At 67.0% G+C, this 15298-nt stretch carries 12 protein-coding genes and 1 pseudogene; 5 read left to right on the plus strand and 8 right to left on the minus strand.

The features are described 5' to 3' along the window. Positions 1 to 166 precede the first annotated feature (166 nt). The 4 genes from P1K32_RS11915 to P1K32_RS11930 form a co-directional block, all read right to left on the minus strand. A complete protein-coding gene (locus P1K32_RS11915) occupies positions 167 to 2431 on the minus strand; it encodes an amino acid permease (protein WP_276249946.1) in 2265 nt (754 codons plus the stop codon). Beyond that, positions 2428 to 2868: a universal stress protein gene (locus P1K32_RS11920; protein WP_276249947.1), complete on the minus strand. Its 441-nt coding sequence runs from the start codon at positions 2866 to 2868 to the stop codon at positions 2428 to 2430. Before P1K32_RS11920 ends, P1K32_RS11915 begins: the two co-directional genes overlap by 4 nt. 133 nt (positions 2869 to 3001) lie before the next feature. Beyond that, entirely contained in the window at positions 3002 to 4693 is a 1692-nt protein-coding gene (locus P1K32_RS11925; protein WP_276249948.1) for a potassium transporter TrkG, read from the minus strand. 1 nt (position 4694) lies between these two features. Further along, entirely contained in the window at positions 4695 to 5378 is a 684-nt protein-coding gene (locus tag P1K32_RS11930; RefSeq protein WP_276249949.1) for a potassium channel family protein, read from the minus strand. Positions 5379 to 5572: 194 nt separating this feature from the next. Here P1K32_RS11930 and trkA point away from each other — a divergent pair, with 194 nt between their 5' ends. The 4 genes from trkA to phoU (P1K32_RS11950) all read left to right on the plus strand — a co-directional run bounded on the left by trkA (position 5573) and on the right by phoU (P1K32_RS11950) (position 10323). Continuing rightward, positions 5573 to 6904: a Trk system potassium transporter TrkA gene (trkA, locus tag P1K32_RS11935; protein ID WP_276249950.1), complete on the plus strand. Its 1332-nt coding sequence runs from the start codon at positions 5573 to 5575 to the stop codon at positions 6902 to 6904. A 72-nt stretch (positions 6905 to 6976) separates the two neighbouring features. Next, positions 6977 to 8515, plus strand: coding sequence for a TrkH family potassium uptake protein (locus P1K32_RS11940; RefSeq protein ID WP_276249951.1), 1539 nt, complete (start codon positions 6977 to 6979; stop codon positions 8513 to 8515). Positions 8516 to 8578: 63 nt separating this feature from the next. Further along, the gene (gene phoU, locus P1K32_RS11945) at positions 8579 to 9244 is read left to right on the plus strand and encodes a phosphate signaling complex protein PhoU (RefSeq protein WP_276249952.1); all 666 of its coding nucleotides are present in this window, start codon (positions 8579 to 8581) and stop codon (positions 9242 to 9244) included. 398 nt (positions 9245 to 9642) lie between these two features. Beyond that, positions 9643 to 10323: a phosphate signaling complex protein PhoU gene (gene phoU, locus P1K32_RS11950; RefSeq protein ID WP_276249953.1), complete on the plus strand. Its 681-nt coding sequence runs from the start codon at positions 9643 to 9645 to the stop codon at positions 10321 to 10323. 255 nt (positions 10324 to 10578) lie between these two features. Here phoU (P1K32_RS11950) and radB read toward each other — a convergent pair whose 3' ends face one another. Both radB and P1K32_RS11960 read right to left on the minus strand, forming a co-directional pair. Continuing rightward, positions 10579 to 11298 (minus strand): DNA repair and recombination protein RadB, encoded by a 720-nt coding sequence (gene radB / locus P1K32_RS11955; protein WP_276249954.1) that lies wholly within the window; start codon positions 11296 to 11298, stop codon positions 10579 to 10581. Between the two features lie 44 nt (positions 11299 to 11342). After that, positions 11343 to 12173 (minus strand): hypothetical protein, encoded by an 831-nt coding sequence (locus tag P1K32_RS11960; RefSeq protein ID WP_276249955.1) that lies wholly within the window; start codon positions 12171 to 12173, stop codon positions 11343 to 11345. Positions 12174 to 12286: 113 nt separating this feature from the next. Between P1K32_RS11960 and P1K32_RS11965 the strand changes: the two are divergent. Beyond that, positions 12287 to 13056 (plus strand): annotated as a pseudogene (locus tag P1K32_RS11965) (hypothetical protein). 19 nt (positions 13057 to 13075) lie between these two features. Here the strand turns inward: P1K32_RS11965 and larC are convergent. Both larC and P1K32_RS11975 read right to left on the minus strand, forming a co-directional pair. Further along, a complete protein-coding gene (larC, locus tag P1K32_RS11970; protein ID WP_276249956.1) occupies positions 13076 to 14359 on the minus strand; it encodes a nickel pincer cofactor biosynthesis protein LarC in 1284 nt (427 codons plus the stop codon). A gap of 483 nt (positions 14360 to 14842) precedes the next feature. After that, positions 14843 to 15259 (minus strand): universal stress protein, encoded by a 417-nt coding sequence (locus P1K32_RS11975; RefSeq protein ID WP_276249957.1) that lies wholly within the window; start codon positions 15257 to 15259, stop codon positions 14843 to 14845. Between the last annotated feature and the right edge of the window lie 39 nt (positions 15260 to 15298).

Below are 15298 nucleotides of genomic sequence, written 5' to 3' on the forward strand. Positions count from 1 at the left end.
CTGGATATCGGATAACCGGTCGGGCAGGTCCACCATGGTCGATTACTCCCACGTTCCTCGGCGATAGATAAAAATGATTCCCGCTGTCCGAGTTGGCCGCCCCGGTACCGACCGTGCCACGGGCGGCACGTCGTCGCCGACGTCGTGCCTTCGAGACCAGCCCCGCTCAGAACAGTCGTTCGAGCAGGCTGCGGTCGCGGTGTTTCTCCGCCAGCAGCACCGAACAGGCAACCTCGTCGATGACGTCCAGCACGAGCGACCCGGAGACGAGCCGGCGGAGCAGGCCCTCCTCGGTGGCACCGATGATGAGCAGCGTCGCGTCCTCGGCGGCCGTCTCGATAGCCGTCTCGACGTCGCCGGACTCGATGCGGAGGTCTGCGTCTTCGAGCCCGTGTTCGAGCGCCCACTCCTGGAGGAACTGCTGTCCGTTGTCCTCGTCGGCGGCGACGTGGAGCAGCGTCACGTCGGCGTCGTACTCGGCCTGTAGCAGCTTCGCCACGGACGCCGACAGCTCTGAGTCCGGGCCACCGGCGGTCGGCACCAGTATCTTCGAGGGGTCGAACCCGCGGTCCCGAAAGACCAGGAAGTCACAGGGAAGCGATTCGGTGAGCTCGTCCAGGGCCGACTCGGCTCGACCGGGCGAGCCGTGGGCGTCCGGCCCCCACCCCATCACGACCTGGTCCGCGCCGTGGGTCCGGGCGGCGTCGAAGATGGCCTCGAAGGACTTGTGCGAGACGATGGTGTGGGTCTCGACCTCGACGCCGAACGTCTCGGCGTCCTCGCGGGCGCTCTCTAGCAGCCGTTCTGAGGTCGCGTCGAGCTCGTCGGCCCGCTCGGCGGCGCCCGCGAGTGCGGTCTGGTCCGGGACGGTGACGATGTGGGTGGCGACGACTTTCCCGCCGCGCTGTTTGGCGATGGCGCTGGCGAGCGTGATGAGCTCTTTCTCGTTCTCCGGATTGGCCAGTGGCACCATCACGCGGTACTGTCCGCCGTCGGGCACCGGCGCGACGGCGTCGGCGGCGCTTACGACCTGGTCGGGCAGCTCCTCCTCGCGGCGCTGGATGTAGTCCGACAGCACGCCCTTCTGTGTGGTCTTGCCGCGGGCGTAGACGAAGTACCAGACGACCGCAACGAGCACAAACGCGCCCGAGAGCGCAATCTCCGTCCCGTCCATGAACCCGACGAGTCCGAGCGAGAAGACGGCCCCGAGTATCGGGGTGACGGGGTAGAACGGGACCTCGAAGTCCGGGTCGTACTCGGGGACGTCGGCCTCCCGGAAGACGATGAGGCCCACGTTCAACAGGGCATAGACGATGAGATGGAGGACGCTCGCGGCCTTCGCGAGCACCTCGATGTCCCGGCCGAGGAAGGCGATGAAGACGATGATGAGCGCCCCGGTGACCAGTATCGACCGGTAGGGGGTCGCGTAGTTGGGGTGAATCTCGTTGAGCCAGTTCGTGACAATCTTGTCCCGGCCCATCGCGAAGTTGATGCGGGCCGACGCGAGGATGGAGGCGTTGGCCGAGGAGGCCGTCGCCAGCAGGGCGCCGACGGTCATCACCGCGGCCGCGCCGGCGGCGACACCGCCTATCGGACCGATAGAACTGGGGAACGCCACTTCGGCGGCCTGTGCGACCGGCGCGTCCTGGCTGAGCTCCGGCCACGGAACCACGCCCAGCATCGTCGACACGAGCACGGCGTAGATGACGGTGACGAGTGCGACGGAGCCGATGATGGCGATGGGGAGGTTCCGGCCCGGGTTCTTGAGTTCCTCGGCGACGGTGGCTATCTTCGCATAGCCCAGGAAGGAGACGAACACGAGCGCCGTCGCCGGGAGGATGGCGCCGGTGCCGGACGGTGCGAGGCCGTCAGACCCGCTCAGGGTCCCGTAGTCGAAGGAGAAAAAGCCCGCGACGGCGAAGGCAGTCAGAATCGCGAGCAGGAGGGTGACGATAATGGTCTGGATGCCGCCGGTCTCTTTGGCGCCGATGTAGTTGACCGCGACGAAGACGAGCCCGGCGAGCAACGCGCCGACCTGTATCGGATTCAGAAAGGCGATGGTCGGGAGCCCGACGAACTCGGCCAGATACTGGCCGAAGCCGATGCAGTAGAACGCAGACGCGAAGGCAAGTCCCATCCAGTCGCCCATTCCGGCGATAGAGCCGAACATCGGCCCCAGCGACTTGTTGATGTAGTAGTAGCCGCCGCCGGCTTTGGGCATCGCGGTCCCGAGTTCCGAGACCGACAGCGCGTTGACCATCGCTATCAGCCCGCCGACGACGAAGGAGACGACGACGATGGGACCGGCCCCGCCGTCGGCGTTCACGGCGACGCCGGGCAGGACGAAGATACCGGCGCCGATCATCGTCCCGATGCCGATGGTCATCGCCGAGACCAGCCCGAGGTCCTTGGCGAGTTCCTCCTCGGTCATTCGTCGGCGTCCTCCCGCGGCAGGGCGACGACGGGAATCTCGGCGTTCGTGACGAGCTTCAGCGACATATCTCCCGAGAGGAACTTCATGATGCGGCCGCCGCTCCGGGCGCGGTAGGCGATAGCGCTGGCGCCGACTTCGTCGGCGGCGTCGAAGATGGCCTCGACGACGTTGCGCGCGTAGGCGGTGTGGTCTTCGGCGTCGGGGAACACCGTTCGTACGCCGGCGTACGATTCCTCGGCAATCTCCTCGGACTGTTCGACCGGTGTCTTATCGGGGACGCCCTCGCCCTTCTCAACGACGTGGAGGGAGGTCACGTGTGCCGGGTCGTACAGTTCGAGCGCCCTGGCAGTGGCCAGGGCGTCGTCTTCGTTGGCGACCGGGAGGAGGACGTGAGCGAGAAGGTCCGTGTCTTCCTCGTCGGATGAACTGCTCATACCGTCCAGTACGTGCACTCTCCGTAATGAGTGTGTTCACTGTGGGCGCTATCGGCCATATCAATATATACCGGGTTTCCGAACCAGAAGTCAGCCGCCGTCGACGCGACGGAGACTGCGGCCGTCATACGCCCTATCGCGGGTTGAGTCCGTAGATGGCCGAGCGGATGAACACGAGCACCGGGATTATCTCCAGGCGGCCGATCCACATGTTGAACAGGAACATCGTCTCGGCGGCCGGATGCATCGACGGGCCGGTGATGCCCGAGGAGAGGCCGACGTTGCCCTGGGCGCTTGCGACCTCGAAGAGGGCGTCGGCGTAGCCGAAGTCGGGCCCGGCGACGTTGACGAGGACGAGGCTGCTCACGCCGAGGAGGAGCACCCACAGGATGGTGACGATAGCGGCCTCACTGAACTCCCGTTCCATCTCCGACTGGTCGAGCACGCGGCCGTCGATGCGGGCAGTGACGACTGCGTTCTTCGGGAGGAAGACGCGCGCGAACTGCCAGATGATACCGCGAACGACGGTGTAGCCCCGTATTATCTTGATGCCGCCGACGGTCGACCCGGCGGCCCCGCCCAGCGTCATCGCGCCGACCACCATCACCTTCCCGCCGGCGACCCAGCGGCCGATGGGCGCCGACTGGAACCCCGTACACGAGAGGGCGCTCACCCACTGGAACGTGGAGTCCCGGACGGCGTCTAGCTGTCCGGCACTGAGCATCGGCACCGAAAAGGGGAGAAAGGACTGCGTCGCGAAAGCGTCGGCGCTCGCCGAGACGGTCAGTGCGTTCTGGGCGGAGAGGACGACGACGCCGAGTCCGAGCAGGACGAACAGCCAGCGCGTCTGGAGGTCGCCGACGAGCTGACGCCACTCCCGGTCGTGGAGCACCAGATAGTGGACCGGGAAGGCGATGGCCCCCAGTATCATGATGGGCAGGAGGACGAGTTCGACCAGCGGGGAGTCGTAGGTCGCGATGGAGTTGTCCGTCACGGAGAACCCGCCGGTCGTCAGCCCGGTCATCGCGTGGTTGAGCGCCTGCCAGGCGGTCTCCCACAGCGGGAGCTGGCTGCCGTAGTCGCTTTCGTTGATGGCCCAGAACAGCAACAGGAACGCGACCAGGGTGTAGCCGACGACGAGTTTCCACACCGTCCGGACGGTGGAGACGATGCTGGGGTGTATCTTCTCCTCGCGGGCCTCGCTGCGGTAGAGGGCGTAGCTCCCGCTCCCTGGGCGGGCGAGAATCGAGACCGTCAGGACGATGACGCCGACGCCGCCGACCCACTGGATGAACGAGCGCCACCACTGGATGGCGCGGGGCAGGGAGGGCTCGTGGATGGCCATCGTCAGGCCGCTGCCGGTCCAGCCGCTCATGCTCTCGAAGACGGCGTGCAGCGGGTTCCGGAAGTACGCCAGACTGGAGACGGTCGTCGTGCCGCCGACGCTGATCGGCTCCCACGCGCTCGTGTCCGTCCCGGCCGGAACGAACGTCGCCATCACCTCGGGTGGGGTCAGCCACGCGGTCAGGAAGAACGGGAGCGCCCCGAACGTCGCCACCATGAACCAGCCGCCGGCGGCGATGACCATCCCGTGTTTCATCCCCGGCACCGGGGCGTCGGCGAAGTGACGGTTCGCCAGCCCGCCGACGCCGGCGGTGAGTCCGCCCGCCGTGACGAACGCGAGCGCGGCGTAGAACTCCCGGAAGCCCAGCGAAATCACCGCGGTAACGACCATCAGCGCCGACTCCATCAACAGGAGCGAGCCGATGTCGCGGGCGATTATCCGCAGGTCCGTCGGAAACAGGTCGCCGGTCCGTCTGGACATGTCAGCTGTGGTCCTCGGTGTGGCCGAAGATGTCGGTCACGTCGGGGGTCGCACCCGTCGCGGAGTAGACGGTCAGCAGGTCGTCCGCTTCGATGCGTGTCTCCCCGCGCGGGGTTATCGGCTCGTCGCTCGACTCCCGTTCGACCGCGACGATGAGCACGTCCGGCCCCAGCAGGTCGGCCTCGTTGGCCTCCTGTAAGGTCTTGCCGTCGATAGGCGCGCCCGCCTCGACGGTAATCTCGAACACCTCCGCCTGCTCGCCGATGCGCATGAAGTCGACGATGGAGGGGCGTTTGACGGCCCGGTAGAGATACTCCGCGATGAGCCGCTGGGGGTTCTGCATCGTGTTCACGCCGATCTGGCGGAACAGCCCCATGTGTTCGGGGTTGTGGACGACAGAGACCACCTCGGGGACCTCGAGCTCCTGAGCCAGCAGACAGACCATGATGTTCGTCGCGTCCTGGTCGGTCGTCGAGACGAGCGCGTCGGCCCGGTCGGCGCCCGCGTCCGCGAGCACCTCCTTCGACGTCGCGTCGTCGTTGATGACCAGACAGTCGAAGGCCCGGGACGCCTGCTCGGCCTTGGCCTCGTCGCGCTCGATGACGACGACCTCGTTGCCCCCGGCGGTCGCAATCTCGATGAGCGGCGTGCCGATGTCACCAGCCCCAACGATGACGATATACATTCGTTCCGTCGTTCTGAATCAATCAATGAAAGGCTACCGTTCTCCCGAAGCAGGTGCCGTATGCCCCAACGCCGGTGTGGCCGTCTCTCCCCATCACTGCCACGTTCCGCGCGGCGAGACCTGCCTCAGGAGATGGAAATACACTTGGGTGGCCCTCCTGAAGCCCCCCCTATGAACACGGCAGAGGGTCGACGATGTACGTCGTAATCGTCGGCGCGGGCGAGGTCGGGTCGGCTATCGCCGAGAGCCTCGCCCCGAGCCATGACGTCGCCGTCATCGACATCGACGGTGACCGCGTGGAACAGCTGATGTACGAGGCCGATATCCTCGGTATCGAGGGCGATGGGGCCGACCTCGACACCCTGCGAGAGGCAGACGTCGAGAAGGCGGACATCCTCATCGCCAGCACGGACGACGACGAGACGAACATCGTCACCTGCGGGACCACGATGACCGTCACGGACGCCTTCACCATCTCGCGGGTCAAGAGTGCGAAGTTCCTCCGGACGTGGAAACAGTCCGAGCGGGCCTTCGGCGTCGACCACATGGTCGCGACGAACCTCCTGACCGCCGAGAGCATCGCCCGCGTGGTCGGCCTGCCCGCGGCACAGGACGTCGACACATTCGCCGACGGTGTGGTCCAGATGGCCGAGTTCGAGATATCCGAGTCGAGCCCGGTCGCCGACCTGACCGTCCAGGAGGCCGACCAGTACGACTCGCTGACCTTCGCCGCAGTGTTGCGCGGGGACAGCGTCGTCATCCCGCGCGGGGAGACGGTCCTCGAAGCCGGCGACGACGTCATCGTCATCGGGAGTCCGGAGAGCGTCCAGACGTTCGCGCACGAACTCGAACCGGACTCCGACAGCGCCCGCAACATTCTCGTCGTCGGCGGGAGCGACGTGGGCTATCACACCGCTCGCCTGCTGCAGGAACGCGGCCTGAAGCCCCGCCTCATCGAACGGGACCCAGAGCGGGCCCGCGAAATCGCCGAGGAGCTCAGCGGCACCACCGTCCTGGAGAGCGACGCGACCGACCGGGAGTTCCTCGAACGGGAACACATCGAGGACGTCGACATCGTCGTCACGGCGCTTGACAACGACGAGAAGAACCTGCTTGCGGGGCTGCTCGCAAAGCGGCTGGGCGCCCAGCGCGCCGTGGCCGTCGTCGACTCGGGCGAGTACGTCCCGCTGTTCGAGGCCGTCGGTATCGACGTGGCCGTCAACCCGCGAGAGGCGACCGCCGAGGAGATAACCCGCTTCACCCGCGAGCAACACGCAGAGAACGTCGCCATCATCGAGTCCGACCGGGCCGAGGTCCTCGAGATAGAGATAGACGAGGAGAGCGTGCTGGTCGACCGCCCGATTCGCGAGTCGGTCGCGGACCTCCCCGAGGGCGTCGTCATCGGGGCGATAACACGGGACGGCGAACTGATAAGCCCCCGCGGTGACACGGTCATCGAACTCGGGGACCACGTCGTCGTCTTCGTCGACGTCGAGTATCTGGACGAAGCCAGCAGTCTGTTGTAACGACCCCAGTCAGAGAACGGGGGATTTTTCGCAGTCCGGCATGGAGGGTACGCCCATGTACGGTGTTCGGTGATGTCGGTCCGCGTCGACTGGCGACAGAGCGTCGCGTTTACCGGCACAGTCATCAAGTACCTCGCCGTCGCGATGCTGGTGCCGCTCGCGGTCAGCGTCGTCTACGGCGACGACATCGTCACCTTCCTCGCCGCTATCGCTATCACGGTCGCCGTCGGCGTCGCCCTGGAGCGAATCGACGACAACCCCGACCTCGGCGCACGCGAGGCGCTCCTGTTTGTCGCCATCTCCTGGGGCGCCGTCGCTGTCATCGGTGCGATTCCGTACGTCATCGCGGGCTACGGCACCGAGTCGACGCTGCGTCACCCGGTCAACGCCCTGTTCGAGTCGATGTCCGGCTTCACCACCACCGGGGCGACTGTCACGGGAGAGATATCCTTCGAGCGCCACTCCCACGCCCTGCTGATGTGGCGCCAGCTCACCCAGTGGCTGGGCGGGATGGGTATCATCGTCCTGATGGTCGCTATCCTTCCCGAGGCCGCGGTCAACGGCGCCCAGCTCATCGACTCCGAGGCACCGGGACCGGAACTACAGAAGCTGACACCCAAGATAGCCGAGACCGCCCGACTGCTCTGGCTGTTCTATCTCGGCTTCACGGTCCTTTATGCCGTCCTCCTGCTCGGGCTCCACTACGCCGGGATGGCGCCGAACATGGACCTCTACAACGCCATCGCCCACGCCTTCACGACGCTTCCGACCGGCGGGTTCTCCCCGCAGGCCCAGAGCATCGCCTACTTCTCGCCGGCCGTCCAGTGGCTCGTCATCCCGTTCATGCTCGTCGCCGGGATGAACTTCGCCCTGTTTTATTTCCTGTTGCAGGACAACTACGGGGCCTTCCTCAAGGACCGCGAACTCCAGGCGTATCTCGGGGCCAACGCCGGCGTCATCGTCATCCTCTGGGGCTTTCTCTTTACGGGGTCGGCGCCGCCCCTCGGTGACCTCGGTGGCATCACGCAGGGCGCCCTGGAGAACTCACTTCGCCAGGCGTCGTTCCAGGTCGCGTCGCTGCTGAACTCGACGGGGTACGCGACGAGTGACTTCGCCCAGTGGGACACGACCTCGCAGGCGATTCTGGTGTTCGCGATGTTCATCGGCGGCTCCGCCGGCTCGACCGGGGGCGGCGTGAAGGTCGTCCGCTGGCTCGTTGTCCTGAAGGGCATCCGCCGACAGCTGTTTACCACCGCCCACCCCAGCGCCGTCAAACCCGTCCGACTGGGCGGCGCCGTCATCGACGAGGACGTCATCAACGCTATCTACGGCTTCACGCTGTTGTATCTGCTCACCTTCGGCGTCGCGACGGTGCTCCTCATGCTCGATGCAAGCCGCGTCGGACTGGAGATGACGCTGCTCGAAGGGCTCAGTGCGAGCCTGGCCACTATCGGGAATATCGGCCCCGGTTTCGGCTTCCTGGGACCGTTCGGGAGCTACGTCGACTTCCCGGCGACCAGCAAATTGTTGATGATATTCCTGATGTGGATCGGCCGCCTGGAGATCATCCCTGTCTTCGTCATGTTCACCGGCGCGTTCTGGAACGAGTAGCGGCCCCGATTCTCACTCACCCACCGGCACGCCTATACAGCGCCTCGCCCACAGTTATCGCATATGCCGCGTGACACGTTCGAGGCACGCCTCGACGCCCTGTGGACCGACGTCTGCGAGATGGGCCGTGACGTCACCGAGCGCCTCGACCGGGCGGTCACCGCCTACGAACAGCGGGACCCGGCTGCGGGTCGGGCCGTCGCCGACGCCGACGGCGAGATAAACGCTCGCTATCTCGACCTCGAGGCCGAGTGTATCGACTTGCTGGCGCTGTACCAGCCCGTCGCCTCGGACCTCCGACTGGTCGTCGCCTCGTTCAAGATTCTGACCGACCTCGAACGCGTCGGTGACCTGGCCGCCAACCTCGGCGGCTACGTCGACGCGATGGCCGGCGACACCGTCCCCTCGGTCCCCATCACCGATATCGGCGAGATGGCGCTGGCCCAGCTCCGGGACGCGCTGGCCGCCTACGAGACCGGCGACGCCGAGCGCTGCCGCGACGTCGCCGCCGCCGACACCGACCTCGACGAGCGCTGTAGCGCCGCCACGAACGACCTCGTGCGCTCGCTGGTGAACCACACCCCGGACGGCGACGTGACCGCGACGCTCGCCGACACCAAACGGTATCTGCTCACTGTCAGGGACCTCGAACGCGCGGGCGACCACGCCGTCAACATCGCCGCCCGCACGCTGTACATGGTCGAGAACGACGACGCGCTCATCTACTGAACCTTTTTTCGCCCGGGGCATCGCGCTCGCCGACGGCGAGCGCTCAACCCCGGGCAAAAACGCTCATGAAAAAAGGCCGGAATCGCCGACGGCGATTCCGGTGAAACGGCTCGCTTCGCTCGCCGCACAGTCCAGCGTAGAGAACGCGGTGTCGGCGTTCCCACGGCCGTCCACGCTACCCTCACCGTTTGACCGGTGGAACCGCAACGCGCCGAGGGTCAGCCCGGCGACGTCGACGGTCGGGCGGAATCGTCGCCGCCTCGACGCTCACCGCGCGTTCGTGACCGGTCCCCCATCAGCGACGCGGCTGGCCAGCGTTCAAATGTCAACATGTCCCACAAGAGGACTTTATTAACCCAATGGAAAAGCTGATACGGCCAGCCAAGTGAGAGCGCACAATGCCACGCGAATCCTATCAGGAACTGCTGGAGTCGCTCCGGGAGGACGTGCTCTACATGTCCGAACTCGTTCTGGACCGGCTCCGGCTGGGGCTGTCGGCTATCGAACAGAAAGACGAAGAGCTCGCCTGGGAGGTCATCGAGGGCGACGACGAGATCAACCAGCTGTATCTCGACCTCGAACAGGACTGTATCGACCTGCTGGCGCTCCAGCAGCCCGTCGCCTCGGACCTGCGCTTTATCGCCGCCTCGTTCAAGATCATCACCGACCTCGAACGCATCGGCGACCTGGCGACGAACCTCGGGGAGTACTCCCTGGAGGCCGAACGCGACGTGTTCCCGGAAGTCGACATCCAGGAGGTCGCCGAGGTCGTCATCGAGATGGTCGAGCAGGCGATGGACGCTTACGACACGGAAGACCCCGAGCTGTGTTACACCATCAGCGAGACCGACGACGAGGTCGACGAGCGCTGTGAAGCGGCCTCCGAGACCGTCGTCCGGGACCTCATCGAGCGCGAGATCGACGCCGAGTCCAGCGATTCGGACATCGAACAGCTGATGGCCGACGTCTCGCGGCTGCTCCTGACGATTCGGGATATCGAACGCGTGGGCGACCACGCGGTCAACATCGCCGCCCGCACGCTGTACATGATAGAGAACGACGACGCGCTCATCTACTAAGAACCCACTTTTTACTGCACGGGGGTCGCGAGGCGACCCCCGTTTGCAAAAACTTGGGGAAAAACTGCCGGACGCTCGTTCCACTCGCGTCCGGTGAAACGGCTCGCTTCGCTCGCCGTATGCTCTCCGCGACGGCCACGTCCTCCCCAGCCGACTGCGTTGCTCGGCTCACTGTGTTCGCCTGCGCTACTCGTCCCTCGCACAGTGTCGTCGCGCCACGGGGGCGCGACAGTGCGCGCCGGCCACCGCAGTCTCTCAGTCCAGATTTCGTGTGGGCTCCATCGATTCTTCACCGGCCAGCCCCGCGTCGGTAATCGAGAACTGCGCGGTGTCGCCGGCGGGTTTCGCGCGGTGTTTCTCCAGTGTCGCGCGGCGGTTCCCGCCCCGGAAGCGGTCCAGCCGGAGGATAGCGCCGGACCAGTGGTTCAGGGTGTGTCCGCCAAGCGCCGTCGAGCGGTCGCTGTCGGGGTCGGTGAAGACCTGGTTGGTGAAGACGACGGCGAGGTCGTGCTTGCGGGCCAGCGAGAGCAGGTGGGTTATCTGGCGGGCCACGTCCCGCAGTGTCTCGCCGCCGTCGTCGTCGTCGCGGCGCAGCCGATAGAAACCGGTGGCGCTATCTAGCACGACGAGTTCGACCTCCGGGGCGAACTCCGCGGCGTCCTGAACGGCTTCGGTCTGTTCGTCGTAGTCGTACACCTCAGAGACGATGAGACGGCCGGCAAGGTCGTCGACGGTCTGATTCGTCCCCTCGGCACGCCCGCGGGCGATCTGGGCCATCCGGTCTGGCGACAGTCCCTCGGTGTCGATGTAGAGGGCGGCGTCGCCGGCCGCCGCGACCTCAATGGCCGACGACAGCGCCAGATTCGTCTTGCCGGCCGCCGGGGGGCCGTACACCTGCGTGACGGTGCCGCGTTCGAGTCCCCCACCGAGCAGCTCGTCGACCGGGCCACAGCCGGTCGGCACGTAGTCGCTCACGGAGACGGGTTGGACGTATTCGGGTATAAACGCTCGCACCGCGGTCAGGCTGGGGGGAGGTGCCCAGCGACTGCGGCCTCGACGGTGTCGGGGTCCTCGAGGTCCGCGAGCGCGAACCGCGTGTCGACCCGCCACGGGCAGTGGAGGACGAGCGCGTCGTCGGTGCGGGTGTAGCCGTCGAAGGCGTTCCACGGTGTCAGCCGACGCGCGACGGGCAGTCGCCGTTCCAGCCCGGCGGGGCTGACGGTGTAGTCCCGCGCTTCGGTCGAGGTGTACGTGACGACGCCGAGCGGAAGTAGTAGCTGACCCGCAAGCTGGAGGGCGAACCAGTCGGCCAGGAGGCCGCCGACGAAACAGGCCCCCGTGAGGAGGGTGAACGCGCCGACGGCGAGGGCCAGTCGCTGCCGTAACGGGCCCGGCCAGCCGGCGCGAAATTCGGCCACGATATCGACGCCGTCGAGCACCGCGTCAGTGTAGCGCGTGCGGGCCATCACGCCCAGGGTGAAGCCGACGACCATCGCGCCGAGTCCGAAGGAGAACGCGAGTGCGCCGACGACACCGGTAGTCGAGAGGGCGGTTAAACCACCGAGGATGTAGGCCCCGGGTATCGCGGCCGGCAGCCACCGCAGCCGCGTCGCTCCGAGTCGGACCGCCAGCTTCGGCCGGCGGTCGGTCGCCCACCAGCCGAGCCCGATGACGACGGCGAGCGCGACGACCGTGACGCCGTACAGCAGGCCCGCGCTCTCTCCCCCGAGATGCACGACCCCGAGCACTGCGAGGGGTGTGACCAGTAGCCCGAGGTAGGTTCCGACGAGGACGCCCCAGAGCGGGTCGCTCGTCTGCTGGGTCGCCGGCGCTTGCGCGGAGGGACACATCGGTTCGGCTTCGAAGCGGAGCGAAAAAACGGTTGCCTGTCGTTCGTCTCCGCTTCCGGGGCGTCTACCACCACGCCAGCAATCGTAAGTGCCAGCCCGTCCAAGCGTAGCCAGTGATAGTCGTTGCCACGGACGACTTCGAGCTGTATCACGGCGTGGTCACGGAGCTGCGCGACCGCGGCGTGGACTTTACCACCATCGAACCCGACGGTGAGTGGCCCGACGACGCCGCTGTCGCCGTGGTCGCGGCCGGCGAGCGCGTCGAGATTCCCGACGGCGTCGAACTCGTCTCAGCCGACCCCGAACGCCCCCGCCGGGCGGTCGAGGCCGCCATCGACGCCCTGCGGGGGAGTCGGGTCGCACCGTCGTCGGTATCGACCCCGGCGAGCGGCCGGGTATCGCCGTCCTCCACGGCGAGACAGTCGTGGCGGCGTTTCAGGTGCCCGCCGCCGACGCCGCCGAGGTGGTCGGCCGGGAGGTCCAGGACGCCGCCGACCCGCTCGTGCGTATCGGCGACGGCGCTCGGCTGGCCGGCTCGCGGGTCATCGACGACATCGAGGACGTCCCCGTGGAACTGGTCGACGAGACCGGCACGACGCCGTATCTCGGTAGCGGCGCCCGCGGGATGGGCGACGTGCTGGCGGCGGCCAACATCGCCCGCCGGGAGGGCGAGGCGATAACGAGCCGCGACATCGAGCCGACGCCCGGTGAACTCACGCGTATCAAGGACCGCTCGCGGGAGGAAAGCGACACCAACCGCGCCATCGGCGCCGACCTCGCCCGGCGAGTCGCGGCGGGCGAACTCACTATCGAGGAAGCGCTGGCCGAACACGGCGGGGAGCCGGTCGAGGACGACGGCGGGCCGGACCCGACCGACCGCTGACACCGAACGCGGCCCGGCCCTACTCGCGAACCGACCGCTCGGCTCGCCGGATAACCGTCCGGACCGGAACGCCCGTCGCGTCGGCGACAGCCGCCGCGTCGTCGAACTCACAGCTCACGTCGTACACCTCGCCGTCGGTGTCGCTGGCTATTTTCACCGTCACCTCGTAGCTGTCGCCGTCGACGTCGATCGTGACCGTCTCGAAGGCCCGCTCGGCTATCCAGCGGTGGCCCGCGCCGTGCTCCCGGATGCCCAGCGTCCCCGTCTCCTCGGCGAGTCGACGGGCGACCCGGTCGGCGTCGGCCGGTTTGCAGATGACCTTCACCAGGTGACCCGGCCGGGACTTTTTCATCGTCAGCGGGACAACAGAGACGTCCCGTGCGCCCGCCGCCGACAGCGAGCGCTGGAGGTCGCCAAGCACCTCTGGCGGGGCGTCGTCGAGGTTCGTCTCGAGGACGGTGATGTCGTCCCGTCGCAGCCCGCCCGACCCGTCGCCGACCATCGCCCGCAGGACGTTCGGATGGTCCTCGAACTCGCGGGCGCCGGCGCCGTAGCCTGAGCCCTCGACTGTCAGCGACGGGAGCTGTTCGACGCCCTCGGCGACGTGGGCGAGAATCGCCGCGCCGGTCGGGGTCAGTAGTTCGGTGTCGACGGGGCCGCCCTGCATCGCCCAGTCGGCTCGCTCGGCTATCTCGACGACCGCCGGCGTCGGCACGGGATAGGTGCCGTGGCTCATCGAAACCGTGCCGCCGCCGGCCGACAGCGGCGTCGTCACGACTCGCTCGACGTCGAGGTCCGAAAGCAGGAGCGCGGCGCCCACCACGTCCGCGATGGCGTCGTCGGCCCCGACCTCGTGGAAATGGGTCTCGTCGAGGTCGGTGCCGTGTACCGCCGCCTCCGCTTTGCCGAGAATTTCGAAGATTGCGAGCGCGTCCGCTTCGACAGCCCCGGGCAGGGCCATCCCCTCGACGATGTCGACGACCTCCGGGTAGCTCCGGTGTGGGCCGTGGCCCTCGGCGGGGGTGTCGTGCTCGTGGTCCTCGTCGTCGTGGCTGTGGTGGTGGTCACCGTGGTCGTGACTGTCCCTGTCTTCGTGTCCCCCGTCAGTCGTCGGCTCGGTCAGCAGCACCTCGACCCCGGTGGCGCTGATACCGTTCCGGTCGACCGTCGAGACGACGTATTCGACGTCAAGCGCCCGCTCGACGGGCGCGAGCGCGTCGCGGTCGGCGCCCGCGGCAAGCAGCGCCCCCAGAATCATGTCGCCGGCCGCGCCCATTCGGCCGTCGAAGGCGAGTGTTCGCATACCCGCATCTCGCTCTATAGGCTGAAAAGTCTACCACACCGCTGGCTCTGCGAGCAGTACTGCATAAGCCAGAAAGCCCCCGCCCTCTGGACTTTGACTCGCGGCTTCGCCGCTCGTCAAGACGAGGGACCGCCGGTCTCTCGCGACCCGCGACTCGCTGCGCTCCTCACTACGTTGCGGTGCTTGAGTCGTCGGGGTTCGTCCAGAGGGCGGCCCCTTTCAATCCCACCCATGCCGGTTGGCCAATCAGCTACGGGTGGGACTGAAAGGGGCGCTTGGCTAAACGAAGGCGGGCGAAGCAAGCACCGAAGCCGACCAGCGGGAGGCGAGGAGCGTCGTTCGAAAGGCGCTACGCGCCTTTCGTGATCACGAGAGAGCGGAGCTCTCTCGGACGACAGCGAGACCCCCGAGTTTAGCCAAGCGGGGCTTTCTGGCTGTTCACGACTGCAGTCAGGCTGTTCAAACCCTCGCTCACTCCAACTCCTAGGTTCGGCGGACGATGTGGACGTCGTAGGCGTTGGCGTCGTCGAGCTCCGAGATGGGGACGACGACGTCGTCGGTGTCGGCGCTGCCCAGGAAGACGACCTCGGCGTCGACGTCGCGGGCCACGCGGCGGATGGTCTCGGAGAGTTCGTTGGCCGAGTAGGCGCTGACGTCCTCGTAGTTCAGTTCGGCGTCGTCAGTCGCCTCCTCTATCTTCCGGCGGAGGTCGCTGGCGGCGGTCTCGGCGGCGAAGTCCTCGCTGGGGTCGACACGCAGGCGGCGCACAGCGTAGTCCGCGCCGGTCGGGACCAGACTCACAGCGACGACGTCGGTGTCCATCGCGGCCGCGTAGTCGACTGCGCGGTTGAGGGCGGCGTCTGCGAGCGGCGAGCCGTCGAAGGGAACGAGAAATACCATATCGCGCCTTCTGTGGCCAGCCTTATCAAACGCGGCGGT

This window comes from Haloarcula rara (assembly GCF_029338235.1).
In the GTDB taxonomy this organism is placed as follows: Archaea; Halobacteriota; Halobacteria; order Halobacteriales; family Haloarculaceae; genus Haloarcula; species Haloarcula rara.